Here is a 26,051-nt window from a genome sequence, read left to right as displayed (position 1 = left end):
ATACAGCCAGCCTAAATCGGGTAGCCGATAGTTTCAAACTACCGGCTCCAACACTACTCTCTTATGAGTCAGCGGCCACACTGATAGCTTTATAGTAGCTCGCTATATAAGAATATGAAATTTCATAATACAACCTCCGCATTCACGATCATGTAGTTTTGGTGTCCCTGACGACCTCACCTACAGGTCAAGCCTTATATCGTTTTCTGTTCGTCAGCTCGTAACTTTTCCAGGGTGTATTTCCCTCAGAATCTCGCTGTCTTGTAGTTGCCATTCGTTAGTAGTTGGCATTTAATGGAAGCCATAAACGGCGATCTTGCTATAGGGGCTTTCATTCCAGTAATCCAAGCTCAGCCAGAGGAAATTCCACTTCTCTGCGGCCACTGCTGGCGGGTATTATTCCGTTCTGTGGAGTATCCGATTTTGAAGAGAAGATATTGCTTACTAGTTACCGCTGTATTGCTGATTATTGGTGTTAGATAGGCTTCTTTGGGGTGATGCCGAATGTGATGATCAAGAACCAAAGTGGAATATAGGTAGACTCGGCAGTTGTTCAGCTTCCAAGCAATAGACTTAGGTTTGGTGCTGTAGCACCAGATGAGTCCCGGACAATTTACCGGTCATTGAGCAAAATAATGGAAGCTACAAATACACAATTGCTTTGAACTCTGGTGTGGATTTGTCTGGGGAATATGGTTACTTCACTGCGAGTGAGTTTTTCACCAACTTCGTAATTGTTGTTGGGGGGGCAAACGATGTGTCCTGTTCAAGCTGAGCGGCATTACAATCAAATGAACCAGGCATTCGTTGCTACGGTCCTTACGGTGGCAGGTGCGATAAAGCTCTGGAGCCGCTGCACTTGCCCATTATATAGACATTATGCTTCATCATAATTGGAACTAATTTTTATGCTCTTTAAGGGATCGTGTAAATGTCACCGTTGGCATATTGAAGTTCAGTTAGCAAAGCCGCTCGAAGCTTTGAATCCGCGCATTTGCGATTGCAGTTATTGCCAAGCCAATCCTTACCCAATTATAAGTGACCCAACTATGTCTACGGTTTTCATTGGCGATGGAATTTCAACTAATCAAAATGGAGATCAGCTAGCAGTTTTCTACCATTGCAAAGGTTGTAATCAACTGCTAGCCGTAGGCTGCAATATAAATAACCAGCTTCGTGGAGCAGTAAATCTCAACTTATTGAAAGGTGTAGATCAACTTGGCGACCCTATTCAAGTTCAGCCGAGGCTATTGAGCGCTGATCAAAAGCTAGAACGCTGGGGTAAGTTGTGGGGTTTCCTTAGTGGGCTATAAAAACATAACACGTCTAAGTTTTCAGACACTTCGTCCCGCAGCTCAAGACGTTAAGCGCTAAGGTGATCACTTGCTAGTAACCGTTGCTAGATTCTCATTTCCATATGAAGCGCAGATTGCAAAAGCACGACTTGAGTCTGAAGGAATACACGCTTTCATTGCAGATGAGCACACAGTCAATATGCAGTGGCTATATTCTAATGCTATGGGTGGAGTCAGGCTTCAAGTGTCGGAAAGAGACCTTGATGAAGCCAATAAAATACTAAATCAAGACCGTTCCATTCTTGTAGACCAAGAATTAGGGCATGATGAAGAAAGAGTATGCGAGTCCTGCTCATCACGAAATGTCGAGCCGTTTACCAAGGGGAAAAAGCCCGCATTTTTGGTTTTCCTACTTTTGGGGATGCCTTTATTTTTCTATCAACATGGAGTTAAGTGCAAGGACTGCGGCCACTTCCAAAAGCTTGATAATCAGCGATCATAAAATAATGACCCATTAATGTTGAACACGACGTCAATGCCCCGCCCCATACTCTTTGTTAAAAGCCTATTGATTTGAATATGTGTTTTAGACTAAACAAATAAGGTATATCCATTCGGCCAAGCCGCTGATTTAGACATTGGCTGCCTCATTTACAATCACCGCGAACAAGACAACATCATTTTAAACACCCTGATCGTTCTTATATGGCCGATCATCTGAAAAAATAAGGAATTAAATGGACGTGATTGCCAGCCCTATCCGCAATATCCAAAGTGAGTCGTAAAGTATGGCAAGGATACCGAGGGCTATGGAATTGAAAACCTATGACTGTCAGTTCTAGTTTACGGTAGATAGGCTTATTCGGGGCACACATCTGAAATCTAAGATGTCTTGAGTAAAAGGCAATTACTCTGGTATCAACGATTTAATAGCGATCTCTGATAAATGTGCTCATCGTAAATGACCGGTGAGTATCGCTAGGATTAATACCCCCAATGTATTTAATTTAAAGGACGTATTAAGACTGTTAAGCGTAAATGCCAATCCCAAGAAGCAAAAGTGAGACCCACTTTGATTAGCTGGATAGATAATGCAACCACCACAGCAACATTACACTGACTTGTTTAACCCTCTCGGCATAGATTTCACTTATGTAGGTATCAGCCTACATAAGTAAACTCAATATAGCCTTATTAGGCTTTTCAGCTTAACTCATTATATGAATTGAAAACGTTGAAGTAGACTTAGTCATCACAGACTAATTCATAAGCTTAGTACAAATTAGCAAAGTCAACTTGTTTTCTAGGTTATAGATATTGTTATGTTGCATATCAAATTATATGGCTTTGGCTTAAGTTAGAATATCTAACATATAGAGAAAATCATTATGTGTTTTTCAGCCACGGCATCGTTCGGATCAGCAGCTCTGCTTATTGTCGGTGGTGCTTTGTGTACAACACATGCTATAAAAAATGATAAAACCTATTTATTACTCGCAGTTACCCCTCTCTTGTTTGCGTTACAGCAAGCGAGTGAAGGGATGGTTTGGATTGGGTACAACGAAAATTTTATTTCACTAACGACAAAAGCTTCTATTTTGTATCTGTTTTTTGCTTTCTTTTTCTGGCTTACTTGGATACCTCTTGTAGCCTATATGCTTGAAACAAAAAAATGGAAAAGAAATTTTTATATCATATTAATTATTATAGGATTTATTTTTGGCTTATATCTCTGGGTGCCTATTCTATTGGAAACAGGACCAAGACACATAATAAAAACAAGTGTATGTGGACATAGTTTATGTTATGAGTTATCCGAAGATGGTTTACTACCCGTCACAGTTCGAGAAAGCATTTATGCTTTACTAGGTGTTTTATTCTTGTTATCGAGCAATCATCTATTTAGAAAATTTTGGGCACTTGTCATGCTACTCGGTGTTATCACTTACTTTACTCAGAGTGAAACATGGGTATCAACCTGGTGTTTCTTTGCTGCGATATCAACGTTATGGATTTATTTCCTATTAATAAATGATTTTAAAGCAAAGATGAAAAAACAAGCTTCATGATCGCAGTATATTAGTATGTATAGATTGGCACTCTAAAGATGAGCAATAGAAAATTCGTAAAAACAGACAACAAATAATTTCCGGTCGAAGAAGCATTAGCGCTACTAATAGAATTGGGGGTATTTAATACTCAAATAAACATGCAAAAATCGGATTTTAGTCGTGACACGTCCAGAAATTCTGTTACGTCCTAGTCATTGGAGATCCCCGTTTAGTTAGTTCAACATGAATGACCGGAGAGTACCGACTAGAATAAATCCCCCAATTTAGTGGAAGCATCATCACTCTAGCATTCAACCAGTAACCCTTAACCCAAGGCTTATATAGGTGACCAATTTTGATAAGTGGAATAAAGAACAGCAACTATCCAATTAGTATTACACTGGGCTTGGCCCTATCGAAATAGGCTTTACGTCTGTAAGCATCAATATCCAAAGGCAAACTAAATGTATCTTTGCGAATTTTATAGACTTAACTCATAAGGTGAATTGAAAACGTTAAAGTAGACCTAGTCATCACAGACTAATTCATAAGCTTAGTACAAAATAGCAAAATCAACTGATTTTCTACGCTAAGGATATTGTTATGTTGCATATCAAATTATATGGCTTTGGCTTAAGTTAGAATATCTTACATATAGAGAAAATCATTATGTGTTTTTCAGCCACGGCATCGTTCGGATCAGCGGCTCTGCTTATTGTCGGTGGTGCCTTGTGTACAACACATGCTATGAAAAATGATAAAACCTATTTATTACTCGCAGTTACCCCCCTCCTTTTTGCGTTACAGCAAGCAAGTGAAGGGCTAGTATGGATTGGATACAATGAAAATTTAGTGTCACTGACGGCAGCGTCTTCTATTTTTTACTTATTTTTTGCTCTATTTTTTTGGCTTGTCTGGATACCAATCGTTGCCTTTAGTCTTGAGACAAAAAAATGGAAAAGAATTTTCTTTATTACATTAATAATCATAGGTTTTATTTTTGGCTTATATCTTTGGGTACCGATCCTATTAGAAACAGGGCCAAGACACTTGATAAAAACGAGTGTATGCGGACATAGTTTATGCTATATCACATCCGATTACAGCTTGTTCGCCATTACAGCCGGACATATTATTTATTCCATGCTTGGCCTTTTGTTTTTATTATCGAGCAATAGAATTTTCAGGAAGTTTTGGGCGCTTGTCATGACACTAGGTGTTATCGTCTATTTCACTCAACGCGAAACATGGGTATCAACCTGGTGCTTCTTTGCTGCGATATCGACCTTATGGATTTACTTTCTATTAATAAATTATTATAAAGCAAAAATAGAAAAACAACCCTCATAATTGGGGCAACGAAGTTAGGCGTTAACAGGCAGTACTAAGCACATTAATTGTGGATTCCCACAGATTGAGACTGTTGCCATTCAGGCCTTCATCTAAAATGAATATTCGATTTATGTCTTTTAGGCTTTTTATTACTTTTATACCTGTTGTTTTTTTAATAAGTCGACCCAGTAGAAAACCATAACAAATATTTCCTTTACCAGTTACCGAAGGCGAGAATCAATTTACTCGCCCACGAAGAGCGCCTTAAATATTTAAACCTAGGAAAAACTAAACAAGCGAAATTCTACCTTTATTTATTCGACTGAAAAAGCATACTCTTATCAAAAAAAGAAACCGTTTCTTAAAGAACTCTTAGCGCGTTGCAGATAATGCACCCTTAGGTGTCACCGGATGATGATCTCAAAAACTACCGTCACCCGGAGATGGACAAAGAATACCGACACACCTTACTTGTACAAATTGGTGCTCAGATACCGATAGGACTAAAAAACGGGCAGATAGCATTGAGGATCCTATCATTTTTATGTGTTAAGGGGCTGCTATTGAGCACCCCCTATGGAGCATTATTACCAATGATAATTGATTTATTGCTAGTTACATGGAAAATAAGATTTGAGACTAAGAATAGTTATTCAGCTTAGTCCATTGTGCTGTATCATTAATGGAATATTGCGAGTTAAAACACTTCAAAATATTCCAACAAGTATAGCTAGATGATATCATCTAGCCTCACCTGAAATTATTATCTAGTGAAGCCCCGGGAATAAAAGATTTTTCAAGGCCTGATTTTTATAATTTCGCTACGCAACCATTGAAATAGTATAGGAAAAACATGTCCATCCTTAGAAGCCTCTTGGCAACAGCAGCCCTTTTACTTCCACTTTTGGGCAATGCTGCATTTACTGAAGCTCATAAGATAGAAGATCTGAAAGCTCAAACCAATGGTGTATATGTAAAATTAAGCGGATTTGAAAATGATCCCAGTATTAGTAATTTGGATTGCACCAATAACAAGACATTTGTAATGTTAGAAACTTCTGAGAACTATGAAGGGAGGTTGTCATTCCTACTTTCTGCATACATGGCAGATAAATCAATACAAATAAGTTACTACGATTGCCAAGGATCATACTTAAATTTGAGCTCTGTGATTTTTAAATAACTCACATCATGTAGCGGGTATGCCGGTAGCTTGTGGCTACTGGCCTCGCGCCACCCATCATGAAAATCTACAATAGGCAATCTCCTACCTGTAAGGAGTTTTACCCAATAACCATATAACAAACTCAATTCTATTTTTCAATAAAATCATCTCCAAGCGTGAAATACCTATCCCTTTTATTTGTCTAATGTAAATAACTTTTAATGCTGGCCAATACATTGGTGCTTAGGTTCGAGTAAATTACACTTTACCTTGTTATCGATTGAGCTTCAATAATGGAAAGAAATTAGAACAAATAAGCTCAACCATCCTAAACACCATGAATAATTCCAAGAATTAGTGACAAAAATTCCTGGCGGTAAAGCAATATACTAGACCATAATTGGTCAACAAACGTTAGCGGAAGTTCGGTTAGCCCCTTCAAATAATTTTCGCTTCAAATTTTCCTCATATAAAAAGAAGATTGCGCTCTTCATATCGACCTCAGTATTGATGAACGACCAGCGAAGATATCCCTCCCTGAAGCATTCAATGTATGTGATGTACTGTTATCTTCACTCGAAATCTATCACAGTCCAGTACACGCACCAAATACTGAGGCTAATGGTATAATCGGGATTAGGCTCGCTTAAACACTGCTGCACAACTAAAAGTATGCATCACTCTGGACTGGCTATCGGTCAGTTTGGTGATAGCTATGATCAGGAACTAGACCCAGTAGCTGCCCAAATTGTTTACAGGCCAAACTACTGGAAAACCCGTGCATCCCATACTCACTATTGAAGACCTGCCGTGCCGCTAAGGTGAGCAGGTAGTTATCGAATCAGTCTTCTTTGCTTTACAGGCGGGGAAATTGCCTTTTTGTGGGCCCCAGCGGTTGTGGCAAGACAACGCTGCTACACGCATCGCTGGATTTCAACCAGTCGCAGCGGGGAATATCCAGCTATCCGGGGAAGTGATTTCCTCTCGTGGAAAACAGATTCCCACAGAGAATTGGAAAATTGGGATGGTATTTCAGGACTACGCCCTCTTCTCACACCTCACCGTTGAACAGAATATTGCCTTCGGTATCCAGTCACTGCCAAAAGCAAGCAAAATCCGAGATGTTTGAATACAATGAGATTTTCTATCTTAGGGTTCGTAGGTGTTCTATATTAAGCTATGAAAGTCCAGTAGGATATGAACGCAAAGGCGCATAGTCAAAGTTTCCACTTTTTGTGGGCAAGACCATCTTATGCGACGGCCTTCTCTGCACCAAATATACACCTTTCCTTTCGGCAATATTCACCCACAAAAATAATGTTTTATTAGAAATTTTTTCCAATCATTCTAATGTAAATCGTTAATAGCACAGTAAAGCCTTAGGGAGACTGTAAAGCCACATCAAATTCCAGCACTCAACTACCCCTCTCATTTTGAACTAACACGGTGCTGATCACACCTGCGGGGAGGTTGGACGCTTGCGCAAGACCACAAACCAGCTTTCTGGACGCCTATCATATTTAGCAACAGAGAAAATCTCTGGGGAATTTGTTATTTGACTTATGGGGCATGAATTATTCACTCTTAATACGTGAAAATATGGAAGTTTGAGGGGAAAGTCTTTAGAATCCGCGAGCCCGCGCCATTTGTAACTTAATTGCCGCAATGCTATGGCCATTTTAAAATTTATCACTAACGTACAAATTTTGTATATTTTACCCTCCCCCAACACGGAGAGTTTAAAAGTACAACAAAACAATGACGGAGGCTAAAGCGGGTCAAGTTAGTCACTAGATAAATGTTATAACATTAATCAAAATATACTATGAGAGTTTAAAGTGAAACTAAAAATCACATCGATTTTTTTAGCAATTATTATGCTGGGCGGATGTACTAGAACTCTGGTAGCCACATACGAGCCAGGTGTTAACCTAGAACACAACGGTATCTCTGGCACAAAGTTAGCTGTTTATCAATTTGAGGATTCACGCTCTTGGATTGATAAAAATGATGAAAAATCAAAGAGCTTTATAGGCAAGCAAGGTGCTTGGAAGTTTGGCCTAAAGTATGAAGGCATTGAGTACCAGCCAGTTGCCCAAATACTGCAAGATGTTTTTATTAAAGATTTTAAGATGGTGGGGGTTGACGCCTTTAAAGGTGAGGGATCAACCTCTCCTTCTTATTCTTTAAAAGGTAAAATATTAAATTTTGAGTTTGAAAATGAAACTGGACTAGTGACAGTAACAAGCAGAAGACATGTTTCACTAGTTTTGACTCTGTCTGACAAAGAAGGCCGAGTTATATTGGCAAATGAGTTATTCAATGAAGTCAGCAGAGAAAATGAAGGAATGGGTGTTTTGCACTCTACGAATGTCGATAAACTAATGAAAGAAGCTCTTAAAGAAGTAGTAGTTAGTGTGATCAATCGTACAAATACTGAATTGGCTCACGTCGGACTGGAAGCTATGAGTGTCAGTCTTAATGACGTAGATATAACCCCATTTTTAGACTCTATGTACTATGCCGGAATAAACCTAAGTCAATAGGGTCATTCAAATCCCTAAGTGCCGAATGGTCGGCACTTAGGGTATTATTAATTGGAACTGTCTTTCTTTATCCTCGCTGAAATCGATAAGAAAACAATGTAAAAATCAGTGTGTTCAAAACTTCCCCCTCATCTTAAGCCAAGGTAATCACCTATCAAAATAAGTGCGGGTACAAACATTTATTTCCTAACTGCTCAAATGGCAGGCGCTAACAGCTTATCAGATTACTCGATTTCCGCCTGTAATAGCTTCGGTAAATCAGGCCACATTTATGAGCATTGCCCTAGATAAAGAGCTATCAAAGTTATATTCAATATATGTATAATGGCTGTTAGTTCTGGTTAACCCTAGATATATTTACGAAAAATTTTTTTGATTATATCTTGCTTCACCACACTATTAAATTTTGTTTCTGGCGACTCTACGCTTTGTGTTACCTGTTTATGGATCCCATCTTCAGCTTTGCCTCTAAAAATTGCTTGAAGTGTCGAGAATGCAAACTATTGGAAAACTCGTGCATCCCATACTCACTATTGAAGACTTGCAGTGCCGCTACGGTGAGCAGGTAGTTATCGAATCGGTTTCCTTTGCTTTACAAGCGGGAGAAATTGCCTGTTTGTTGGGCCCTAGCGGCTGCGGTAAGACAACTCTGCTACATGCCATTGCCGGCTTCCAGCCAATCGCTGAGGGGAATATTCAGCTATCTGGAGAAGTAATCTCTTCTCCTGAATTACAGATTCCCGCAGAACAACGGAATATTGGGGTGGTATTTCAGGACTACGCCCTCTTCCCACACCTTACCGTTGAACAGAATATTGCCTTCGGTATCCAGTCAATGCCGAAAAGCAAGCGGCAATCCCGCACCCAGTCTTTGCTAAAGTTAGTGCGCTTGGAAGGTTTCGGGCAACAGTACCCACACCAGCTCTCTGGGGGTCAGCAGCAGCGTGTCGCTCTGGCTCGGGCACTGGCACCGCGCCCCAAGCTGTTACTCCTGGATGAACCCTTCTCCAACCTGGATACCGAGTTGCGCCGCAGTCTCGCCGCCGAAGTCCGCCATATACTGCGCGAAGAGAAGATCCCTGCAATTATTGTTACCCACGACCGCCATGAGGCTTTTATTGCCGGAGATAAGCTGGGAGTACTCAGCCAAGGCCAATTACAGCAGTGGGACAGCCCTCAAGACACTTATCAAACACCTAGAAACTTGGCAGTTGCAAGGATTGTTAGTGAAGGGAATATCATTTCCGGTACTGTTGTGGGCAATGGCCTGATCAGTACCCCTCTAGGGGAAGTGAAGGTGCCGACAGCCGCATACGAAAGTGGAGATCAGCTCGAACTGTTTGTGCGCAGTGAGGATATTGCCGCAGGCGAACATCCCGGTGCTGTGATGGCTCAGGTTGTGGAAAAGAATTTTCTCGGCAACCAGGTGAGCTATCGCTTTCAGCTAGCCGCAGGGGAAACTGTCGAGGCCGCTTTGAATGCAGATGTTCAAGCGGCTCCCGGTGATAAACTTCCCCTGCACCTTTCCTCTGCTCTGGTGTTTGACCAGGCCCGATAAAAGCTATCAGGACAGGGCGGGCGCTTCTGAGTCCGCCACGGCTGTGCGCTCCTCACCTCTGCGCCAACCAATGGAACGGCTTAGTAAAATCACCGGTATCAACCCCACCAGGACAATCAATAAAGCCCCCAGGGCCGAGCGTTCCAGCATCTCATCGGAAGCGAACTGGTAAACATAAGTCGCCAGGGTGTCAAAGCCGAAGGGGCGCAGTAGCAAAGTCGCCGGCAGTTCTTTCATACAATCCACAAAGACCACCAAGCCCCCCGTTAGTAGGCCTGTACGCACCAAAGGTAGATGTACAGCCCACAGGGTTTGCCAGCTATTGCGCCCCAGGGAGCGGGCAGCGCGATCCATTGAAGGGGTTACTTTCTCCAGGCTGGATTCTATGGCCCCTGTGGACACTGCCAGGAAGCGCACTGTGTAGGCAAAAATAATGGCGAAAATACTGCCGCTTAACAGCAGCCCTATGGAGATATCAAAGTGTTCACGTAAAAAACCATCCACCGCATTATCAAAAGCGGCCAGGGGAATCAGGACACCAATCGCCAGTACTGCCCCGGGCATTGCATAACCCAGCTTGGAAAAGCCGACCAAGACCCGTACGGATCTTTTGGGTTGCAGTCGCTTACCGTAAGCCAACAGCAGGCCCAGCAGTACAGAGACCAGTGCCGCTGCGATTGACAGTAACAAGCTATTGCTGGCGATCTGTATAAAATCTTCGCTCCAATAACTGGAGAAGTTGCTGAGTGCGTAACTTCCCAGAACCAGCAGGGGAATAATAAAACCGGCCACCAACAGTAACCCGCAGAACAACAGGGCCACACCGGATCGCCAGCCGCGCAATACATAGCGTTCACGCTGGGAATTTGGCGATTGTACAAAATGCTTTTGTCTCGCCCGCCCCATTCGCTCCAGCGTAATTAACAGAACAACAAAAATCAGGGTACTACAGGCAATTTGTGCCGCGCCTCCTAAATTACCGTGGCTCAACCAGGTATCGTAAATCCCGACACTCAAGGTGCGTACGGCAAAGAAGTCCACGGTGCCGAAATCATTCAGGGTTTCCATCAACACCAGTGATAAACCCACCGCAATTGCCGGGCGTGCCATTGGCAGGGATACGCGCAAGAAGCTCTGCCAAGGCGTACAGCCCAATGACCGGCTCGCGGCACGTATACTGCCGCACTGCTCGATAAAGGCTGCTCGCGCGAGCATATAGACATAAGGGAAGAGCACCAGTGACAGCATGGCAATCGCCCCACCCATGCTACGGATCTCCGGGAACCAGTAATCCCTGGCTGTCTGCCAGCCAAACCAGGCGCGCAGGGACTTTTGCACAGGGCCCGCATATTCCAGCAAGTCCGTGTAAACGTAGGCAATCACATAGGCGGGAACAGCAAACGGCAATAACAGCCCCCACTCAAACAAACGACGCCCGGGGAACTGGCACATGCTCACCAGCCAGGCACTGCCCACGCCTGTTATCAGTGTTACCAAACCGACACCGCCAGCCAGAATCAATGTGGAGGACACATAGTGAAACAACACCGTGTCCACCAGGTGCGGCCAGATATTTTCTTCAGGGAAAAATGCCAACCAAAAAATGGATAGCACTGGCAGAGCTACCAGTAGGGAGATAGTAGCTACCAATAGCAGCCAGCGGGAAGCTGATAAGTTTGCTCGGTTTAGCATGGATTAAGGAATCAAAAGCTCATTATAAAAGAACGGCCCTGGTCTCTCGACAGGGCCGTTCGAATAAGGCTGAGATAGTGCTGTCAATTTACTCGGCAGCAATTCCCATTCAGTTAACCATTCTAAAAGTCAAAGCGTACTTCATCAACCATACGGGAAGCCGCTGGAACGTAGGAACCGATCTCCGTGAGACTCAGATCGTCTTCTTTAAACTCACCCATATACTCCTTAATCAACTCAGAGCGGGCAGTGCCAGGGCGTACCGGGAACTCAAAGTTTTTCTCAGCGTAAGAGTATTGAGCATCGGCGCCGCTGAGGAATTCCAGCAGCTTAACGGCATTTTCACGGTTGGGGGCATGCTTGGTCAGCGCCGCACCGGAAATAAACATATGGGTACCGCGATCTTTCTGGTTAGGGAAGACCAGATTTACAGACTTGGCCCAATCCACCTGCTCCGGCTGCTCCTTATTGGTAATCATTTTACCGAAGTAGTAGCTGTTACCCAGGGAAAGGTCGCAGACACCTTCGCTAATCGCTTTAACCTGAGCGCGGTCATTACCCTGGGGCTTACGCGCCAGATTCGCTTTCACACCTTGCAGCCACTCTTTGGTTTCTGCTTCACCGTGATGGGCGATCATGGAGGCGATCAGGGACAGGGTGTAGGGATGCTTGCCGCTACGAGTACAGATTCGGCCCTTCCACTTAGGGTCTACCAACTCTTCGTAGCGAGTAATTTCACCGGGCTTAACGCGGTCTTTGGAGGCGTAGATCAAACGCGCCCGGGTGGTCAGGCCGAACCAGTTGCCGGCCTTATCACGAAATTGTGATGGGATATTGTCTTCCAGAATTTCACTGCTTACCGGTTGGGTCAGCTGCTTATTAAGCAGATCCATCAGGCTGCTGGTATTGGAAGTCAGGACCAGGTCAGCGGGGCTATTGCGCCCTTCCCTTTGCAAACGCTCGTTCAAGCCTTTGCTGGCGTAGACCACTTTGGCCTCAATACCGGTTTTTTCGGTGAACTCCTTTAAGATCGGCTCTATAAGGAAAGGCTGTCGGTAGGAGTAGATATTTACCTGCTCGGCCGCACTGGCACCCACAGCACCCAACAAGCCGGCTACAGCCAGCACTTTTTGAAATAGAGCTCTGGTAGACATTATCGTAGATCACCCTTGGATTAAACGAGAAACATTCTCATTTGATTTAATGGCAATGTCAATAAAAATACATATGACCTAAGGCGATAAGGCAAAGTCGTCAATTTCCTCCTATGCTTAGGCTTGATACCGCCACCCATAGAGGTCCTATGTACCGCTTTGGCCCTTTAATAGCACTGATCTTTGTCCTCTGCAGCTGTGGGGGCCCGAAGGACTCCAAGTCACCTGCAACCCCTCCTGCAGATGAGTCGGCTACCAGCGCCATGAAGGAGCCCATTGCCCCACCGGGCAATGGAGCGGAAGCGGAAAAGAAAGCTGCAGCTATATGCACCCCGGAATGGTTTGCCTGGGTTCAACAGCAAGTGCTTGCCCAGCAAAATGGCGATATGGCGAAACTATACCCATCCGGCATGCCAACTACCGGTAGTGAGGAGTGGTTCACAGCCATCACCCGGCTCAGCGGAGCCAATACCAACGGTCTCAAACCCGGAGGAATGGAGTGGTGCGAGGCTATCCAGAAGCATCTTGCCGAGGGCAGTCCACAAAACCCGTTATAAGTGTCTGGAGACCAAACGCAGACGCATCAGTTTTTATTTTACAGTTTGGAAATACCGATCGCTCGGTTAAGGGAAGATTTGATTCATAGGATACTGCGATTTAGCAAATAGACAGCGAGGTAATAGCACCATGCAGCCTATCAGCAAGTTGTTGCTGGCCTTTATCGCCGCAACAGCACTACCCTATGCACTCGCCAAAGAAAAGCCCCCACCCGGAGCTATGGCCCTTTCCACCGTATTGACCAAATTGGAACAGCAGGGCTACACCCCAATTGTTGAGGTCGATCTGGACAAGGGTAAGTGGAAGATTGAAGCCTATAAGGGTGACCAGAAGTACGACTTGCACGTAGACCCCAACTCTGCGGAAGTTTTGTCGGAAAAACCGGACAACGATTAAGGATTAGCGTCCTCATTCCGAGCTATCCTGCCAGGGCCGGCTGCCAAAGCCGGCCCTAACCTATTCTGCTTGAACATTGCGATGTAATCCGCGCCATAAATTGCGATGGCAAAACAAACTTGGCCATACCCCAGATAAAATTTGTTATCCGATCATCAAAGGAATTTACCGGATTGGTCAATCACTCCGATTCAATTTCGTTTAGTCTTTCTGAGATCAACGCCACAGGATAATAAAATGACAACACAAACCCTGACCCGGCAGGATGCAGACAAAGCGGTACTGCAAAACTATCTGGACAAACAGCGCAGCGCCTACCTGGCCGACCCGGCTCCCAGCTATCAGCAACGTGTGCAGGATCTTAAAACCCTTGCCCAACTCCTGCGTGAACAGCAGGAACCCATTATCCAGGCGATCAGTAACGACTACGGCAATCGAGCCCGGGAAGAGATACTGCTCTACGATATCTACCCAGCGCTCTCCGGCATTAAAGAGACTATCAAGCGTTTAAAGAGGTGGATGAAACCCAGAGGGCGCCATACGGATTTTAAATCCTATCCTCTCTCTAAAAATCGTGTGGTCCCACAACCTCTGGGGGTAATTGGCGTCATAGTGCCGTGGAACTTCCCAATAAACTTAAGCTTTTCACCACTGACCAATATTTTCGCCGCAGGCAATCAGGCGATGGTCAAGATGTCCACCAATTCCAAGCACCTTGCAGAATTACTCAGTAAAGTCTGTGAACAATACTTCCCGGAAGAAAAGCTGGTTTTTATTCCTGATGCCGATGAAATAGGCCCAGTATTTTCCAGCCTTAAATTCGATCACTTAATCTTTACTGGCTCCAGTAATACCGGTCGTGCAGTAATGCGCTCCGCCGCAGAAAACCTGACTCCAGTCACATTGGAGCTTGGAGGTAAATCACCGGCAATTGTTGGCCCCGATTACCCGGTTAAGAAAGCCGCCGAGCAACTAATTTACTGGAAGCTGGTAAACGCCGGGCAGATCTGTGTCAACGTGGATTATCTTTTCTTGCCGGAGGAGCATCTCGAAGAGTTTATCGAGCACGCAAAACATTATGTTCAGAAGCGCTACCCCAACTTAGATGGCCAGGATTACACTTCTATTATCGACGACACATCTTACCAGAGAATCTGGGCAACCCTGGATGACGCCAAGGCTAAGGGTGCTAATACCATAGATTTAAGTGCTGGCAAATTGGATAGGGACAATAAACTGCGAAAATTCCCTCCACATATCCTGACCAACGTAAACGGCGAGATGCTGGCAATGCAGCGTGAGATTTTTGGCCCTCTATTGCCGATTATCACTTACTCCAAGCCAGAGGAAGTTATTGATTATATTAATGCTCGCCCCAGACCCCTGGCGATTTACCCTTACACTCACGACAAAACCTTACAAGATTTATATATCAACAAAGTAATGTCTGGGGGCGTGTCGGTAAACAATTGTGTACTGCACGTTGGCCAGCACGATATTCCATTTGGCGGCGTTGGTGAAAGCGGTATGGGTCACTACCATGGCTACGAGGGATTTCTGACCTTCTCTAAACTTCGCCCCATCTTCTATCAGGGCCCAATCGATCTATTAAAATTACTGCGGCCTCCCTATGGCAAACTCTCAACTCGTGTTATCGACTTTATGCTAAAACTTACCCGCTAGTATTTTTATGGCCCGGCTACATCCTGTAGCCGGGCCATCCACTGCTATAATCGCGCTCAGGTCAGATCGAAATCACTACAGCCCGCTGGCACTGCGATAATCCCTAGTCCAAACTAATACTATGGCTTGTTTGCAGTATGGAGCCGTAGATGATTTTTCTTACCGCCATAGCTTTGGTTGGCAATCTCACTAACCCAATCCCCCCCGGCCTCGACCCCAATAAACCCGCCCCCATCTACGACAGCCCCGACCTTTACGGAGCAGAACCTTCGGTCATTGCCTTGGACTTATCCACTATTAAAGCGAAACTGCATGGTCTAGGGTTCAACCCCATCACGCATATCGAATTTGTGGGCGGAAGATGGAAAATCCAGGCGGTCTACGGAGAAGAATTGAGGGCTCTGGAAGTGAATCCGGACAACGGAATAATTATTGCTGACCGACCAGCCAATTAATCGCTGTTTAAATGTTAAAACTAAACCTCTAAGTCCAAACTGGTCACAAAAATTTACAGTGATATGCAAACATTGGTTTTTAACTAAGGGATCGATTCAGTGAATAGAGTCCCGGTATTGCAATGGTGTCATTCCTTTCCAGCCCCGGTAGGCCCGAATAAATGAATTGGGCTCTTTAAATCCCAGCATAAAAGAAATCTCCCCCAGATGAAGGCTGGATTTGGCGAGGTAGTGATCAGCCAAACTTGATCTAACTCCCTGCAATACTGTCTGGAAGGATTGATTTTCCTCCCCCAGTTTCCGCTGCAAAGTCCTTTTACTGATAGCCAAGCGTTCAGACACCGCTTCGACAGAACTCTCACCGGCCGGTAGTAACTCCATCAATACTGAACCTACCCGCTCTCCCATTGTGGCTTCGCTATCCAGATCCTTGAGCTGTTGGCTCAATTTACCTTCAAAGAAATCCCACATAGGGGCATTGGCAGTCAGAAATGGCTTTTGTGCCTCTTGCGCTGAGAAACAAATTCTCACCCGGTCTGACTGCTTAATTGAACAACCAAAAAACTCCCGATAAGGCGTTTGATCTTCAGGCAGCTGCGGTAGTGCCAATTCCAATGGTTGAATTTCCTCCCGGCTTCCCAACCGAGCCAGGCGGATATAGAAAATTAATTCGCTCAGGCCCAAAGCTTCAGGGATATTCCCATCACTTCCATAGCACTCTAAATTGAGCTTGGTGTACTCATCAGTAATATCCAAGTGCAATTCCATGGGGCCGATCAATGGTTTGTATTGCTGTATCCGCAGTAGAGCTTGATTCAGATTTGCACTGCACAAGCTCGCAAATATGGGAGGGTCAAATGACTCAGCCGAAAGGTGCTCCGCCAGTAAAAGTGGTAGTGGCCGATCTTTAGAGGCCCGATCAATACCACACCAAAAACGGAAGTATTCCACCGGAGTGAGTGTCACAGCCTCCCGCTGTAACAGATCCGCAGGTAACCCGGCATAGGCAAGAGCCAGCGCTGTATCGATATTCATATCGTGTAATATCAACTTCCAGCTGGGAGGTACCAGGAATTTCGCTGCACGTTTGATCATTACCGGACCTGCCTGCAATTAAGACTTTTCCATCGTCTGACGGGAAAACTTCAGTACCATTTTACGGGGCAGTAAAGGCATTATCCAATTCAGAAACAACTTGAGCCGTGTCTCATTAAAAGCAACCAGATCTCCCCGCTCCATTGCCTGATAGCCACATCTGGCAACAGACTCAGCCGAACGGGCATTTTTCCAAATATCGACACCCTGAAGATCACCAGCGGCCACAAACCCTGTTGCAACAGCACCGGGGCACAAAGCCGTTACTGTTACACCTGTGCCTTTCAACTCTTCCGCCAGTGCCTGGCTAAATGAAGTTACATAGGCTTTAGTTGCGTAGTAAACCGCCTGTAAAGGGCCGGGAATAAAAGAGGCTGTAGATGAAACATTAAGAATATGCCCACTATTGCGGCCAACCATCCCCTTTAAATACAGGTGGGTGAGATTGGTAAGGGAAACCATATTCACCTGCATCATACCCTGCTCAGCTTCCAAATCCCTTTGATGGAAAAGACCATGACCACCAAAACCCGCATTGTTGATTAGGGTGCCAATCTCCACACCTTCACTTTGGGTTCGCTCAAAAATTCTCTGCGCGGACATGGGGTCAGAAAGGTCTTCGGCAATAACCATTGCCTGGATACCAAACTCCTTCTCCAGCTGCTGTTTGAGTGCTGAAAGCTTCCCTTCAGACCGGGCAATCAGAACCAAGTTGCCACCCTTAGATGCATGTATCCTGGCCAGCTCAAGGCCGATGCCACCAGAGGCCCCAGTAATAAGTGCCGTTTCCATCTATCTGTCTCCCAAGCGTTAATCTTGAAATCAGTATATGATCAGAAGGCGCCAACTAAGAATCCGATGATGCCAAGTGACTATCCAATCGTGACATCATTGATTAGTAGAGTGTCGGTCTTAGAGTCAAATTATTTAAAAGAAAAAGGTTTTACCCCTACTTCCTCTTACCAATAATTAAGGTATTGTCCTCGACGGAGTAGCTGGGAACATCTAGGTCAGCAATGTACCAGGATTGACTCCTACCATTGAGGTCAAAGATCATATACTCCTCCCAACTCTCCCACTCACTCTCAACACACTGTAGCGCCCCAGCCAAGTCCTGCCCCTCAATAGAAACACCCTCTGACAAATACGTAAATTCAGAACATGGGATTATCGAGCGATAGTAATCACGCTCGGCTAGCCTAGGTACACCATCCTCAGAGTTCACTTGAAGCATAAACACTTTTATTTCATGATCTAGTCGGTCCTGAGCTTTAGGTGGCTGCTTTCCATATTTTTCAGGTTCAACTAAAATATCAAGTTGCTGTAGAACTTCATCTCTTGGCTTAACAATAATTAAACGATACCACGACCAATCTAGGGAGATCATGGTATCTTCTCTAATATCATCAAGATCTATATATAAAAAATATTCCCTATCTGTTACTGAGTTTGGAAACAAGGATAAGAAAAATGGAGAACCACCAAGAGCAACACCTGTAATCACAAAAAAACCCATGCAGCCCCACAAAATATTTTTTCGAAGCCCATCCATAGCCAACATCCGTAAGTCCTGCTTTGCAAAAAACTAGAAAGCTAGGTTTGTCGTTCAGTAAAGAACCCAAAAAAATTGCAAGCTAAAGACCTCCCCCCATTAGCAGCCACCAACGCGTGTAGATATAAGAAATCTAGGGGGTGCGGCACAACCGCCTGAAAAGGATTGGCCTTAGAGCGCTGCTAAAGCATAAGCCTTGCGCGAATACTCTTGCATTTGCTTGCGAGCGTTGACACTCAACCCAGAATCGGGGTCCCCCGCTAGGTTGTCGAGAGGTAAAAAGGCATTCAGGCGGGCGGTCATTAAAAAGCGGCGCGCCTGCTGGAGGGGTACTTGCTCAGCCTCGGCGTACCTTTCCGCAAGCTCATCATATTCACCGGCCAGGACTTCTTGAATATATTTAAGCCCTCGCCGGGCTTCTGCTATCAAACTAGTTTCCAGAACTGACACGGTGCTTCCTCTTTGCTGGCTTATCCCAGGCGCTGCTTGGTGTTATCTATGAACATAAGGTCGACCAGCTCGCCATCAATCATTCCTACCTGTGCCGATTCGATTTCCTTAACGTAAGCCTCAATAGATTTTCGGGCGATGCTTAAAGCCTCGGCGCTGGGTGGTTCAAACTGAGCATAGATTTCTTTTACCTTGTTAATATTCTCCTCGCGGCTTAATTCGGAGTCAAAGTAGGTGCCGAGTATGGAGTGAACCAGGGCATTTACTTCTTCTGCGCTGAATTCCGGTTGGCCGCTGCTGCTAGAAAATGGATCAATAAGCACCAGTGCGCCCAGCTCTTCGGGAATTTCTATAAGCTCCCCGGTTTCAATTCGAATCAGCATGGTATTACCTCCAGCTGTTTGGCTAGCTCTCTTTCAAAGACTTTAAACTGTGAGTAGCTGGGAAAATCTTTTGTACTCATTGCCCACCCCATGCCGCCTTCCACTTCGATTCGCGATATATGTTTGAGGCGGTGCTTCACGTGCTTGTGTATATCAATGGCCTTAGCAGTGTATACACGCTTTTTAAACTCTGAGCCGCGCCGCCGTCTTGTGTCTAGGTCATCCGTTAGCAAATAGAATCCAAAGATAGATATCTTGTCGAGATCGGGCAGGATCATTTTGATGGCCGACTGGGCTACAAGCCGCCCCAGGCCGAACGGGTTCACTTTTACCGCTTTGGCTGCGTCGGTGCTGTTGTTTCTATCAGAGAATTTGAGACCGGCAACATATCCATCCACGCCAAAGACAATGTGGTAGCTCACTTCGACGTTAAAGAAGGTACCACTATAGCTCACTACGTCGGTTTTTGATTTGATTAAGCTGCGGGTGCCCGGTCATAGCCTTCTTCCTTGAAATGCTATCGAAAATCCTTATCGATTGGGGCGAAGAATATATTGGGTGTCATGGATTATCAATTCCAGCGGAGCACCTGTAGCCTCTCTGTCTGCCTTGCTGTTATCCACAGAAGTTGGGGACAAAGCTGTGGGCGATTCCGCCAAGCTCCCTTATCACACGCCTTTCTCTGGACTGGCGGATTAATACACACCTTTTCCTCGACTGCCTGCCTCTACAACCTCAAGAGTTGCATATTGACCACAAAAGTGGCTTTTAGGTATAGCCAAGACATCTCACAAGCAGGTACAATTTTCCTATTACTGCCGAATCTACAAAGAAATCATGCGCCAATTGAATTAGGAAATGTGATAAGGGACTAATATGGATGCGATTATTCCTGGAGAAAAGCTGCTTATAAAAATGTGGGACTCCTTTGCTGATAAAGGGTTTCCCGCATTACTGGGGCCTTGGCAGAAAAGGCGCATGGCTAAAGCTACAGCAGACGAAATGCGGATTCTCGCTCAAGCAGAAAAAGAAGTAGCAGACATAAAGGCAGGGGATATTACTGTCCAACTTCCCTCTAGCACCGCACTCCTAGAGCACACCAAAGAAGAAAAAGGCCCACTTGCTCGGATAGAGCCGCCGCTAGACCTCCAAGAAATGACCGCCTCAGTTGCCTCGGCTGAGCTTGCAGATTCCTTTCGCAAAGAAGTTAATGCCACTAAAGCCATTATGGTGGCTGAGAGTATTTTAAGCCGGGATACCCAGGAGCCTTCCGATAAAGATATTGATTCGGATTGGTTACACCGCTGGAGGGATTATGCCGGCAGGGTTTCTGCTGAGCAGCTGCAAGAGCTATGGGGCCGAGTATTGGCTGGTGAGGTTAAGCAGCCTGGCTCTTTCTCAATTAGGGCCTTAGAGTTTCTAAAAGGGTTGTCTAAAAAAGAAGCTGAGCTTATTGAGAGCGTCGCAAAATTTGTTTTCGGAGGGGTAATCCACAGAGATATGAAGGAGCACCTGGAGAAAGGAGGGCTAAAATTCGATCAATTAATCCTCCTCCAAGAGATTGGCATTCTAAGTGGCGTAGACTCCTTAAACCTTAACAGACGCTATCCTTCATCAACCCCGAATAGTTACACTACGGGAATCAGGACAAGCAAAACGGGCTTACTAATTACACATAGAGATGCAAATAAGCTCTTGCGGGTTAACGCTTATCTTATTACTCAACTTGGCCAGGAAATACTTCAGCTTTGTGCGGTTGATGTAGATGAGGACTACATTTTGGCTATTGGTTCTAATATTACCAACCTGGGTTATCGCGTAACCTTTACAAGGTTTAATCAAGAAGGTAGACCTATCAGTAATCAAGAGATCACGACCAACTCTCACTCACACGCGTAAATCCCCGGAGTAAGAGTGCCGCCTAGCTCTCGGCGGCTTGCTCCTTCCTATATTCGGCCTGTATTCGGCACACTTGCGATTTACTGTAACCGGTGGCCCTGACCGTCTCCGCAACACTAAGCCCTTTCTCCTCACGGAAATAGCGCACCAGTTCGTGTCGCTCTCTATCTGCTAGCCTGCCTCATACCCTGCCGCTGTCAGTGCTGTCTCGATTCATAATCCTTGCGCGCCATGGCGGCCTTTAAATCAATCAGCATATTGTTTATAGCTTCCAATACGCCCTCGACTGACTGGTCACAATTAGAGGCCCGCCCGCTATCCAGCGCCAGGTAGGAGGTGGGCACATCAAGACTGACTATTCGCAACTTTTTTGCTTGTATCTGGCTTTTCAATTAAGTCCAGTCATTATTGCTTAAACGGGTTAGGCGGTCGATTTGCTCCACCAGCAGCGCGTCAGTGGGTTAGCTATCGGAAAACAGGCGGTTTAGTTCAGGCCTTTGCAGAATAGCGCCACTTTGATTCTCGACATAATAAGAGGCTACGCGCTGTCCGTAAGGTTCGACAAAGGCGTCTAGGCTATCGCGGGCGCGGTTGGCGCTTTGCTCTTCGGTCGAGGCTCGCAGGTAGGCGCGAATAAATATAATTATCCCTAATAGTCCCGTTTGGGTTGCCCCATTATACGCTGTCTCTTTTGAGTGGTCGCAAGCTGTTTTTATAGTTTGGGTTTGGGTTTGGGTTTGGGTGTACTTAAAAGAATCAATATTTTTTGCCTTGGTGTGACTCAGTGAGCTATACTTAAGGCATAATAAGAACAATAATGGACACATAAGGATATTTAGCGGTTATGGCACGCATTTTTTTGACCGGGGACTTTGCACAAATTGCAGTTGATGAGGGAATGAGCGTAGATTCCCTCAGAGAAGCAGCAGCACGACTTGCACAAGGCTCCCATGACGGTCACATAGGCAAAAATATATACAAACAGAGAGTTCAGGCGAATGGCCGAGGCAAGAGGGGTGGAGCGAGGGCTGTTGTTGCTTTCAGATCCCAAGAGGGAGACAGGGTGTTTTTCCTCTATGGCTACTCTAAAAAGAAGTATGACAATATCAGCAAGGATGCAGTAAGGGGGCTAGAAATAATGGCTGCCGGTCTTATTCGTGCGCCAGACGAAGTGATTGAGGAGCAAGCGAGAAAGGGGAACTTGATTGAGATTAAGGTTCCTGCGGAAGAAACCGCGAAAGATTAACGGATTAACGAAATTTTTTAACTACCGTGGTGCACTGCAACGGTGCGCCGTTATATACGGATAAATGTAACTAGGAGTGGCGCACCGCAAAGGCGCGCTCGAAAGAAAGCGAGAAACAATATGTCCAAGTCACTATTAGAAGTAATGCAGAACACAGCAGAGTGGATGCACGAAGACGATATGTTGGATAAGGCGGAGTTTGAGGAAATAACGAAACTCTGCCGCCCCGATATGGACAAACTACCAATACCAAAAATCGAAAAGTTTTCGGCCCAGGATGTAAAGGCTATTCGCGAACATAACGGCGTTAGTCAACCTGTATTCGCACGTGTATTGAATACTAGCCTTTCATTGGTGCAACAGTGGGAGCGTGGTGCTAGAACCCCAAAAGGGGCTGCCGCGATGCTGCTTCACCTTGTGAAACAGAAAGGAATATCCTGCTTGCTAGATAAAACAGCGTAGAGCGAATGAAGCGAGCAAAGATGAACGATTTAGACTGGCTTCTCAGATACCCACGCGAGGTAGCGGAGCACTACGACAACGGGCTACCCCTGATAGCTGCCTGGAGGAGGTACAAGGGAATAACGTTACCCGAATTCGCTAACAAGCTGAAAGTACCGCGTGAGGTGGCAGCAGCGTTGGAAAACGGTCCTTTGGGGCCCGAACCTAAACAGAAAGTTGCGACAGCATTGGGCCTAAGTATTGAGGCTCTAGAACTTGAAGCACGGAAGCCTAAACATGGCCAACAATGACAAGAACCAGCTAGAGCTATTTATCGCCGGCATTCTCGACGTGGCGCCCAAGGGTGACATGCTGACAATGGAGCACCCTATATCCTCTCTATCCAAGCGCCGGGACACACGCAAGTGGGTATATAAAAATGGCGATAACTGGATAGAGGTAACGCCGAGCGCTGACAGCCGCGCTACCATGCACGACAAAGACGTTCTTATGTATTGCATTGGCCAAGTGGTGGAGGGGATGAACTGAGGCCGCGAAGTTTCGCGCCGTGTGCAGACTGCGGCCTATGACTTTTTCCGGGCAACACGGGGGCAAATCCTACGCAAACTTACATGATGCCTTGGCACGCCTTCGCGGCACCACCTTTAAAACCAACATCACTGGCCGTTGTGATGTATTTGGTCTAATGGATGACGCCGAGATCATAGAGAGCAACATTTGCGAGCGTATGGTCAATATAATTACTCAAAGCACATTTTTACCTCAGAAAACATCACATCCTTCATCAAGGATTTATAAATTTTGTCCCTTTATTAATGCCGTAGCGGTCGCCCTAGCAATAAGTTTCCCCTCTTGAAGAAGCTCTCCTTCCAGAAAGCAGACAGTTCCACCTCGAGATACAACTCTGCCAACACCCTCAACTGGCCCCACTTTAGCTGGGCGAACAAATTGAGTCTTTAGCTCTAGTGTCGGAGCAAACTGACCAATATTCAGTAAAAATACAAGTGCAGGACCCATTACGTCGTCGAGCATTGCACATAGAAACCCACCCTGTATTGTTCCCGCAGGGTTTAAGAATGACTCACTGGCAAAAAATCGGGCTTTGATCTCCATTTTTTCACGTGAATAGCTTATTAACTCAAATCCCAGAGTTTTCGCACACTCAGGTACTGGCAGATCTCCTGACTCTACCATTTCGTAGATGTCCATATTTCCTCACTAAGCCTATTCCATGTTTGCTACTTAAACTTCAATCGAGTTCACCATCGCCTGCCAGTCCTTCTCTACTCGATCCCGCCCTCGACTATTTTGGCCTAAGGCTCCGGTATGGGCCTGACAGCAAACCCTGATACCGGCAATATCGAATGAAGATTGCAGCGCTTCCGCTAAATTTTTACAAGATTTTAGACCAACTGCTTTTCGTATGGCATTAAAGGTTTTCAACCCCAAGCATATAACAATTGTTGGTGCCACCACTTCAATCTGAGGAACTGCAAATTTCTGAGCAACCCAGACCATATCTTTCGCTGGGACATCTGCACTTAAATTCCCATACTTAATTAGTGGAAAAACATTAGTTGCGTAAATATCGCTAAGGGATAAGCCAAAATGCCGCTGCAGCAGATCCTTAAGTCTTTTATTCGTGGGCAACGAGGGAATATGCCCGAGATCTACAGCATCCTGGATAATAGGCCCGGATAACTTATCTACCCCCAGCCAATCCTGTAAAAGAACCATAACAGAAGCGTCGATATTATTAGCGGATTTCGTATAAGGAGAGACATAATCACAATCATAAATTCCATTATGGAAATCACCGATATTCTTATACCCCTCTTTCTTTACTTGCTGCCTTTCCTTTGCCAATGCGGCCAACCTTAACGATTTTTCATATAAAGCCTACACCACAAAGCAATAAAAAATGCTTAATATATTTAAAACCACTAACTTAACAAAAATTGAAGAATTTCAACCTGAAAAAACCATCTCAGAATTCTAACACCAAGCGGATTGAAGAACGTACGGACATAAGGACTTTACCCAACAAATTCTGCCCTCGCCAATTCGCCTCATCTAGAATTTCAACAGAATCAGAACTCCAACCAACGCCCCACACAAGATCATAAGGAGATGCTTCCACCAACGTCTTATCACCGGTATCTATTAATCGCTCTGCCAAATCAATATGCTGAGTAAATTTTAAGTAATTACCGTACCAAACAATACCAATCTTATGAAGGTTCCAAACACTAGAGTTATACCCGACAACATTTCGCCCTAATCGCTGCTGAACCTCTGGGTCAGTTTCTACAAGAATTCTCTCTGAAGTCTTTAAATCACCGAACAATATCGCTTTCTTATACATCATATATTGTTCACAGCAATTAAACTTAACGCCATCTGGATCAGTAATATCTCGCTTAGTCCACTGTCCAAATTGGTGCTTCCAGAAGAAATAGTATTTCTCTGTTTCTCTCATGCTATTTCTTACCATCTGTAAGTCATAATTAATCAGCTGAAAGTAAATCGATCTACCATCGCACTAAAGTTTCTTCCCTATATCTCCCCCTGTAACCCTAACTCCAGCAACCGAGTATTGCTCAACTTCACCAGGAACATCATCGGTTGAGCGCCTAGGGAAGGGCTTTGGCTCTCCCAGAATCAGATTTGAAATCAAGAAATCCAACAACAATACATCATAGCGATTATCAGTCTCTCGATATTGACTCGGATCCCTGTTAACCCGCGTATTTTCTGCAGAGCAACCACTTTCAGTCTCCACCAAGTCAAGTTCATAAATACAAACACCCGTCCAACTTCGACAAAGATAAAAACGCCCATCATGAAAATAGCCGTTCCATTTCTCATCCATGCTTCTCGCAGTCAACCCCTGCTGTAATTGCTTATATTCACCATGAGAAAATTGGCGGTGGTATTCAATCAACTCACTTATCCCAGAGAGCGTCTTGATACTAGAGAACCTATCGCTACCAGTCACTCGCCTACACCCCGAAAGATAAAATTGAAAACTATATTGATAACTAAAAGCAGATCCTAGTAAACCACTTTCCACAAGGCA

General features: G+C 45.0%; 30 protein-coding genes. 15 read left to right on the top strand and 15 right to left on the bottom strand.

The window, feature by feature from the left end; genetic code table 11:
- Positions 1–1,383: 1,383 nt before the first annotated feature.
- From ACJJI1_RS13535 to ACJJI1_RS13510, 6 genes are all read left to right on the top strand, one after another.
- Positions 1,384–1,797 carry a putative signal transducing protein gene (locus ACJJI1_RS13535; RefSeq protein WP_444956977.1) on the top strand — a complete coding sequence of 138 codons (414 nt, stop codon included), beginning with the start codon at positions 1,384–1,386 and terminating at the stop codon, positions 1,795–1,797.
- An 886-nt stretch (positions 1,798–2,683) separates the two neighbouring features.
- Positions 2,684–3,364 (top strand): DUF6629 family protein, encoded by a 681-nt coding sequence (locus ACJJI1_RS13530; RefSeq protein WP_444956976.1) that lies wholly within the window; start codon positions 2,684–2,686, stop codon positions 3,362–3,364.
- Between the two features lie 651 nt (positions 3,365–4,015).
- A complete protein-coding gene (locus ACJJI1_RS13525) occupies positions 4,016–4,696 on the top strand; it encodes a DUF6629 family protein (protein ID WP_444956975.1) in 681 nt (226 codons plus the stop codon).
- 835 nt (positions 4,697–5,531) lie between these two features.
- Positions 5,532–5,861, top strand: a complete 330-nt coding sequence (locus ACJJI1_RS13520) for a hypothetical protein (protein WP_444956974.1) — start codon at positions 5,532–5,534, stop codon at positions 5,859–5,861.
- A gap of 1,820 nt (positions 5,862–7,681) precedes the next feature.
- Positions 7,682–8,389, top strand: coding sequence for a hypothetical protein (locus ACJJI1_RS13515; protein ID WP_444956973.1), 708 nt, complete (start codon positions 7,682–7,684; stop codon positions 8,387–8,389).
- Positions 8,390–8,882: 493 nt separating this feature from the next.
- Entirely contained in the window at positions 8,883–9,947 is a 1,065-nt protein-coding gene (locus ACJJI1_RS13510) for an ABC transporter ATP-binding protein (RefSeq protein WP_444956972.1), read from the top strand.
- A gap of 6 nt (positions 9,948–9,953) precedes the next feature.
- Here ACJJI1_RS13510 and ACJJI1_RS13505 read toward each other — a convergent pair whose 3' ends face one another.
- Entirely contained in the window at positions 9,954–11,639 is a 1,686-nt protein-coding gene (locus tag ACJJI1_RS13505; protein ID WP_444956971.1) for an ABC transporter permease, read from the bottom strand.
- Positions 11,640–11,761: 122 nt separating this feature from the next.
- The gene (locus ACJJI1_RS13500; RefSeq protein ID WP_282931603.1) at positions 11,762–12,793 is read right to left on the bottom strand and encodes a Fe(3+) ABC transporter substrate-binding protein; all 1,032 of its coding nucleotides are present in this window, start codon (positions 12,791–12,793) and stop codon (positions 11,762–11,764) included.
- Between the two features lie 149 nt (positions 12,794–12,942).
- Here ACJJI1_RS13500 and ACJJI1_RS13495 point away from each other — a divergent pair, with 149 nt between their 5' ends.
- The 4 genes from ACJJI1_RS13495 (at position 12,943) to ACJJI1_RS13480 (ending at position 15,885) form a co-directional block, all read left to right on the top strand.
- On the top strand, positions 12,943–13,350 hold the full coding sequence (locus ACJJI1_RS13495; RefSeq protein WP_444926965.1) for a hypothetical protein: 408 nt from the start codon (positions 12,943–12,945) through the stop codon (positions 13,348–13,350).
- A 130-nt stretch (positions 13,351–13,480) separates the two neighbouring features.
- The gene (locus tag ACJJI1_RS13490; protein ID WP_282931601.1) at positions 13,481–13,747 is read left to right on the top strand and encodes a PepSY domain-containing protein; all 267 of its coding nucleotides are present in this window, start codon (positions 13,481–13,483) and stop codon (positions 13,745–13,747) included.
- Positions 13,748–13,984: 237 nt separating this feature from the next.
- A complete protein-coding gene (locus ACJJI1_RS13485; protein ID WP_444956970.1) occupies positions 13,985–15,430 on the top strand; it encodes a coniferyl aldehyde dehydrogenase in 1,446 nt (481 codons plus the stop codon).
- Positions 15,431–15,579: 149 nt separating this feature from the next.
- On the top strand, positions 15,580–15,885 hold the full coding sequence (locus tag ACJJI1_RS13480; RefSeq protein ID WP_444956969.1) for a hypothetical protein: 306 nt from the start codon (positions 15,580–15,582) through the stop codon (positions 15,883–15,885).
- 96 nt (positions 15,886–15,981) lie between these two features.
- On the opposite strand, the gene ACJJI1_RS13475 is transcribed toward ACJJI1_RS13480, so the two are convergent.
- From ACJJI1_RS13475 to ACJJI1_RS13450, 6 genes are all read right to left on the bottom strand, one after another.
- Entirely contained in the window at positions 15,982–16,980 is a 999-nt protein-coding gene (locus tag ACJJI1_RS13475; RefSeq protein ID WP_444956968.1) for an AraC family transcriptional regulator, read from the bottom strand.
- An 18-nt stretch (positions 16,981–16,998) separates the two neighbouring features.
- Positions 16,999–17,772 carry an SDR family NAD(P)-dependent oxidoreductase gene (locus tag ACJJI1_RS13470; protein ID WP_444956967.1) on the bottom strand — a complete coding sequence of 258 codons (774 nt, stop codon included), beginning with the start codon at positions 17,770–17,772 and terminating at the stop codon, positions 16,999–17,001.
- Between the two features lie 157 nt (positions 17,773–17,929).
- On the bottom strand, positions 17,930–18,541 hold the full coding sequence (locus ACJJI1_RS13465; RefSeq protein WP_444956966.1) for a hypothetical protein: 612 nt from the start codon (positions 18,539–18,541) through the stop codon (positions 17,930–17,932).
- A 162-nt stretch (positions 18,542–18,703) separates the two neighbouring features.
- Complete coding sequence (locus ACJJI1_RS13460) at positions 18,704–18,982, bottom strand: hypothetical protein (protein WP_444956965.1); 279 nt, start codon at positions 18,980–18,982, stop codon at positions 18,704–18,706.
- Between the two features lie 20 nt (positions 18,983–19,002).
- Positions 19,003–19,365 (bottom strand): hypothetical protein, encoded by a 363-nt coding sequence (locus tag ACJJI1_RS13455; RefSeq protein ID WP_444956964.1) that lies wholly within the window; start codon positions 19,363–19,365, stop codon positions 19,003–19,005.
- Positions 19,359–19,820 carry a hypothetical protein gene (locus ACJJI1_RS13450; RefSeq protein WP_444956963.1) on the bottom strand — a complete coding sequence of 154 codons (462 nt, stop codon included), beginning with the start codon at positions 19,818–19,820 and terminating at the stop codon, positions 19,359–19,361. Before ACJJI1_RS13450 ends, ACJJI1_RS13455 begins: the two co-directional genes overlap by 7 nt.
- A gap of 103 nt (positions 19,821–19,923) precedes the next feature.
- Here ACJJI1_RS13450 and ACJJI1_RS13445 point away from each other — a divergent pair, with 103 nt between their 5' ends.
- Together ACJJI1_RS13445 and ACJJI1_RS13440 are read left to right on the top strand one after the other, a co-directional pair.
- A complete protein-coding gene (locus ACJJI1_RS13445; RefSeq protein WP_444956962.1) occupies positions 19,924–20,064 on the top strand; it encodes a hypothetical protein in 141 nt (46 codons plus the stop codon).
- A gap of 177 nt (positions 20,065–20,241) precedes the next feature.
- Positions 20,242–21,264 (top strand): DUF2806 domain-containing protein, encoded by a 1,023-nt coding sequence (locus tag ACJJI1_RS13440; RefSeq protein WP_444956961.1) that lies wholly within the window; start codon positions 20,242–20,244, stop codon positions 21,262–21,264.
- 22 nt (positions 21,265–21,286) lie between these two features.
- On the opposite strand, the gene ACJJI1_RS13435 is transcribed toward ACJJI1_RS13440, so the two are convergent.
- From ACJJI1_RS13435 to ACJJI1_RS13425, 3 genes are all read right to left on the bottom strand, one after another.
- Positions 21,287–21,412 (bottom strand): hypothetical protein, encoded by a 126-nt coding sequence (locus tag ACJJI1_RS13435; RefSeq protein WP_444956960.1) that lies wholly within the window; start codon positions 21,410–21,412, stop codon positions 21,287–21,289.
- A 49-nt stretch (positions 21,413–21,461) separates the two neighbouring features.
- Positions 21,462–21,656, bottom strand: a complete 195-nt coding sequence (locus ACJJI1_RS13430) for a recombinase family protein (RefSeq protein ID WP_444956959.1) — start codon at positions 21,654–21,656, stop codon at positions 21,462–21,464.
- 69 nt (positions 21,657–21,725) lie between these two features.
- Positions 21,726–22,091, bottom strand: a complete 366-nt coding sequence (locus ACJJI1_RS13425; RefSeq protein WP_444956958.1) for a recombinase family protein — start codon at positions 22,089–22,091, stop codon at positions 21,726–21,728.
- Between the two features lie 17 nt (positions 22,092–22,108).
- Between ACJJI1_RS13425 and ACJJI1_RS13420 the strand changes: the two genes are divergently transcribed.
- The 3 genes from ACJJI1_RS13420 (at position 22,109) to ACJJI1_RS13410 (ending at position 23,500) form a co-directional block, all read left to right on the top strand.
- The gene (locus ACJJI1_RS13420) at positions 22,109–22,510 is read left to right on the top strand and encodes a type II toxin-antitoxin system RelE/ParE family toxin (protein ID WP_444956957.1); all 402 of its coding nucleotides are present in this window, start codon (positions 22,109–22,111) and stop codon (positions 22,508–22,510) included.
- A gap of 120 nt (positions 22,511–22,630) precedes the next feature.
- A complete protein-coding gene (locus tag ACJJI1_RS13415; protein WP_444956956.1) occupies positions 22,631–22,972 on the top strand; it encodes a type II toxin-antitoxin system RelB family anti-toxin transcriptional regulator in 342 nt (113 codons plus the stop codon).
- A gap of 276 nt (positions 22,973–23,248) precedes the next feature.
- The gene (locus ACJJI1_RS13410) at positions 23,249–23,500 is read left to right on the top strand and encodes a replication initiator protein A (protein ID WP_444956955.1); all 252 of its coding nucleotides are present in this window, start codon (positions 23,249–23,251) and stop codon (positions 23,498–23,500) included.
- Positions 23,501–23,764: 264 nt separating this feature from the next.
- Here ACJJI1_RS13410 and ACJJI1_RS13405 read toward each other — a convergent pair whose 3' ends face one another.
- The 4 genes from ACJJI1_RS13405 to ACJJI1_RS13390 form a co-directional block, all read right to left on the bottom strand.
- On the bottom strand, positions 23,765–24,181 hold the full coding sequence (locus tag ACJJI1_RS13405) for a PaaI family thioesterase (RefSeq protein ID WP_444956954.1): 417 nt from the start codon (positions 24,179–24,181) through the stop codon (positions 23,765–23,767).
- A gap of 33 nt (positions 24,182–24,214) precedes the next feature.
- On the bottom strand, positions 24,215–24,838 hold the full coding sequence (locus ACJJI1_RS13400; protein ID WP_444956953.1) for a hypothetical protein: 624 nt from the start codon (positions 24,836–24,838) through the stop codon (positions 24,215–24,217).
- Positions 24,839–24,959: 121 nt separating this feature from the next.
- The gene (ybiA, locus tag ACJJI1_RS13395) at positions 24,960–25,451 is read right to left on the bottom strand and encodes a riboflavin biosynthesis intermediates N-glycosidase (protein ID WP_444912305.1); all 492 of its coding nucleotides are present in this window, start codon (positions 25,449–25,451) and stop codon (positions 24,960–24,962) included.
- A 63-nt stretch (positions 25,452–25,514) separates the two neighbouring features.
- Entirely contained in the window at positions 25,515–25,970 is a 456-nt protein-coding gene (locus ACJJI1_RS13390; RefSeq protein ID WP_444956952.1) for a hypothetical protein, read from the bottom strand.
- Positions 25,971–26,051: the final 81 nt, after the last annotated feature.

It is taken from the genome of Microbulbifer maximicatervae (SeqCode) (assembly GCF_052467065.1).
Note: the sequence above shows the minus strand (reverse complement) of the source record. Positions and strands in the feature narration are given on the sequence as shown.

Bases quoted from the DNA above. Each gene is read 5' to 3' on its own strand.
- ACJJI1_RS13530 (WP_444956976.1), top strand. From the start codon at position 2,684: ATGTGTTTTTCAGCCACGGCATCGTTCGGATCAGCAGCTCTGCTTATT.
- ACJJI1_RS13525 (WP_444956975.1), top strand. From the start codon at position 4,016: ATGTGTTTTTCAGCCACGGCATCGTTCGGATCAGCGGCTCTGCTTATT.
- ACJJI1_RS13520 (WP_444956974.1), top strand. From the start codon at position 5,532: ATGTCCATCCTTAGAAGCCTCTTGGCAACAGCAGCCCTTTTACTTCCA.
- ACJJI1_RS13510 (WP_444956972.1), top strand. From the start codon at position 8,883: ATGCAAACTATTGGAAAACTCGTGCATCCCATACTCACTATTGAAGAC.
- ACJJI1_RS13505 (WP_444956971.1), bottom strand. From the start codon at position 11,639: ATGCTAAACCGAGCAAACTTATCAGCTTCCCGCTGGCTGCTATTGGTA.
- ACJJI1_RS13500 (WP_282931603.1), bottom strand. From the start codon at position 12,793: ATGTCTACCAGAGCTCTATTTCAAAAAGTGCTGGCTGTAGCCGGCTTG.
- ACJJI1_RS13495 (WP_444926965.1), top strand. From the start codon at position 12,943: ATGTACCGCTTTGGCCCTTTAATAGCACTGATCTTTGTCCTCTGCAGC.
- ACJJI1_RS13490 (WP_282931601.1), top strand. From the start codon at position 13,481: ATGCAGCCTATCAGCAAGTTGTTGCTGGCCTTTATCGCCGCAACAGCA.
- ACJJI1_RS13485 (WP_444956970.1), top strand. From the start codon at position 13,985: ATGACAACACAAACCCTGACCCGGCAGGATGCAGACAAAGCGGTACTG.
- ACJJI1_RS13480 (WP_444956969.1), top strand. From the start codon at position 15,580: ATGATTTTTCTTACCGCCATAGCTTTGGTTGGCAATCTCACTAACCCA.
- ACJJI1_RS13475 (WP_444956968.1), bottom strand. From the start codon at position 16,980: ATGATCAAACGTGCAGCGAAATTCCTGGTACCTCCCAGCTGGAAGTTG.
- ACJJI1_RS13470 (WP_444956967.1), bottom strand. From the start codon at position 17,772: ATGGAAACGGCACTTATTACTGGGGCCTCTGGTGGCATCGGCCTTGAG.
- ACJJI1_RS13465 (WP_444956966.1), bottom strand. From the start codon at position 18,541: ATGTTGGCTATGGATGGGCTTCGAAAAAATATTTTGTGGGGCTGCATG.
- ACJJI1_RS13455 (WP_444956964.1), bottom strand. From the start codon at position 19,365: ATGCTGATTCGAATTGAAACCGGGGAGCTTATAGAAATTCCCGAAGAG.
- ACJJI1_RS13440 (WP_444956961.1), top strand. From the start codon at position 20,242: ATGGATGCGATTATTCCTGGAGAAAAGCTGCTTATAAAAATGTGGGAC.
- ACJJI1_RS13425 (WP_444956958.1), bottom strand. From the start codon at position 22,091: ATGTGTCCATTATTGTTCTTATTATGCCTTAAGTATAGCTCACTGAGT.
- ACJJI1_RS13420 (WP_444956957.1), top strand. From the start codon at position 22,109: ATGGCACGCATTTTTTTGACCGGGGACTTTGCACAAATTGCAGTTGAT.
- ACJJI1_RS13415 (WP_444956956.1), top strand. From the start codon at position 22,631: ATGTCCAAGTCACTATTAGAAGTAATGCAGAACACAGCAGAGTGGATG.
- ACJJI1_RS13410 (WP_444956955.1), top strand. From the start codon at position 23,249: ATGGCCAACAATGACAAGAACCAGCTAGAGCTATTTATCGCCGGCATT.
- ACJJI1_RS13405 (WP_444956954.1), bottom strand. From the start codon at position 24,181: ATGGACATCTACGAAATGGTAGAGTCAGGAGATCTGCCAGTACCTGAG.
- ybiA (WP_444912305.1), bottom strand. From the start codon at position 25,451: ATGAGAGAAACAGAGAAATACTATTTCTTCTGGAAGCACCAATTTGGA.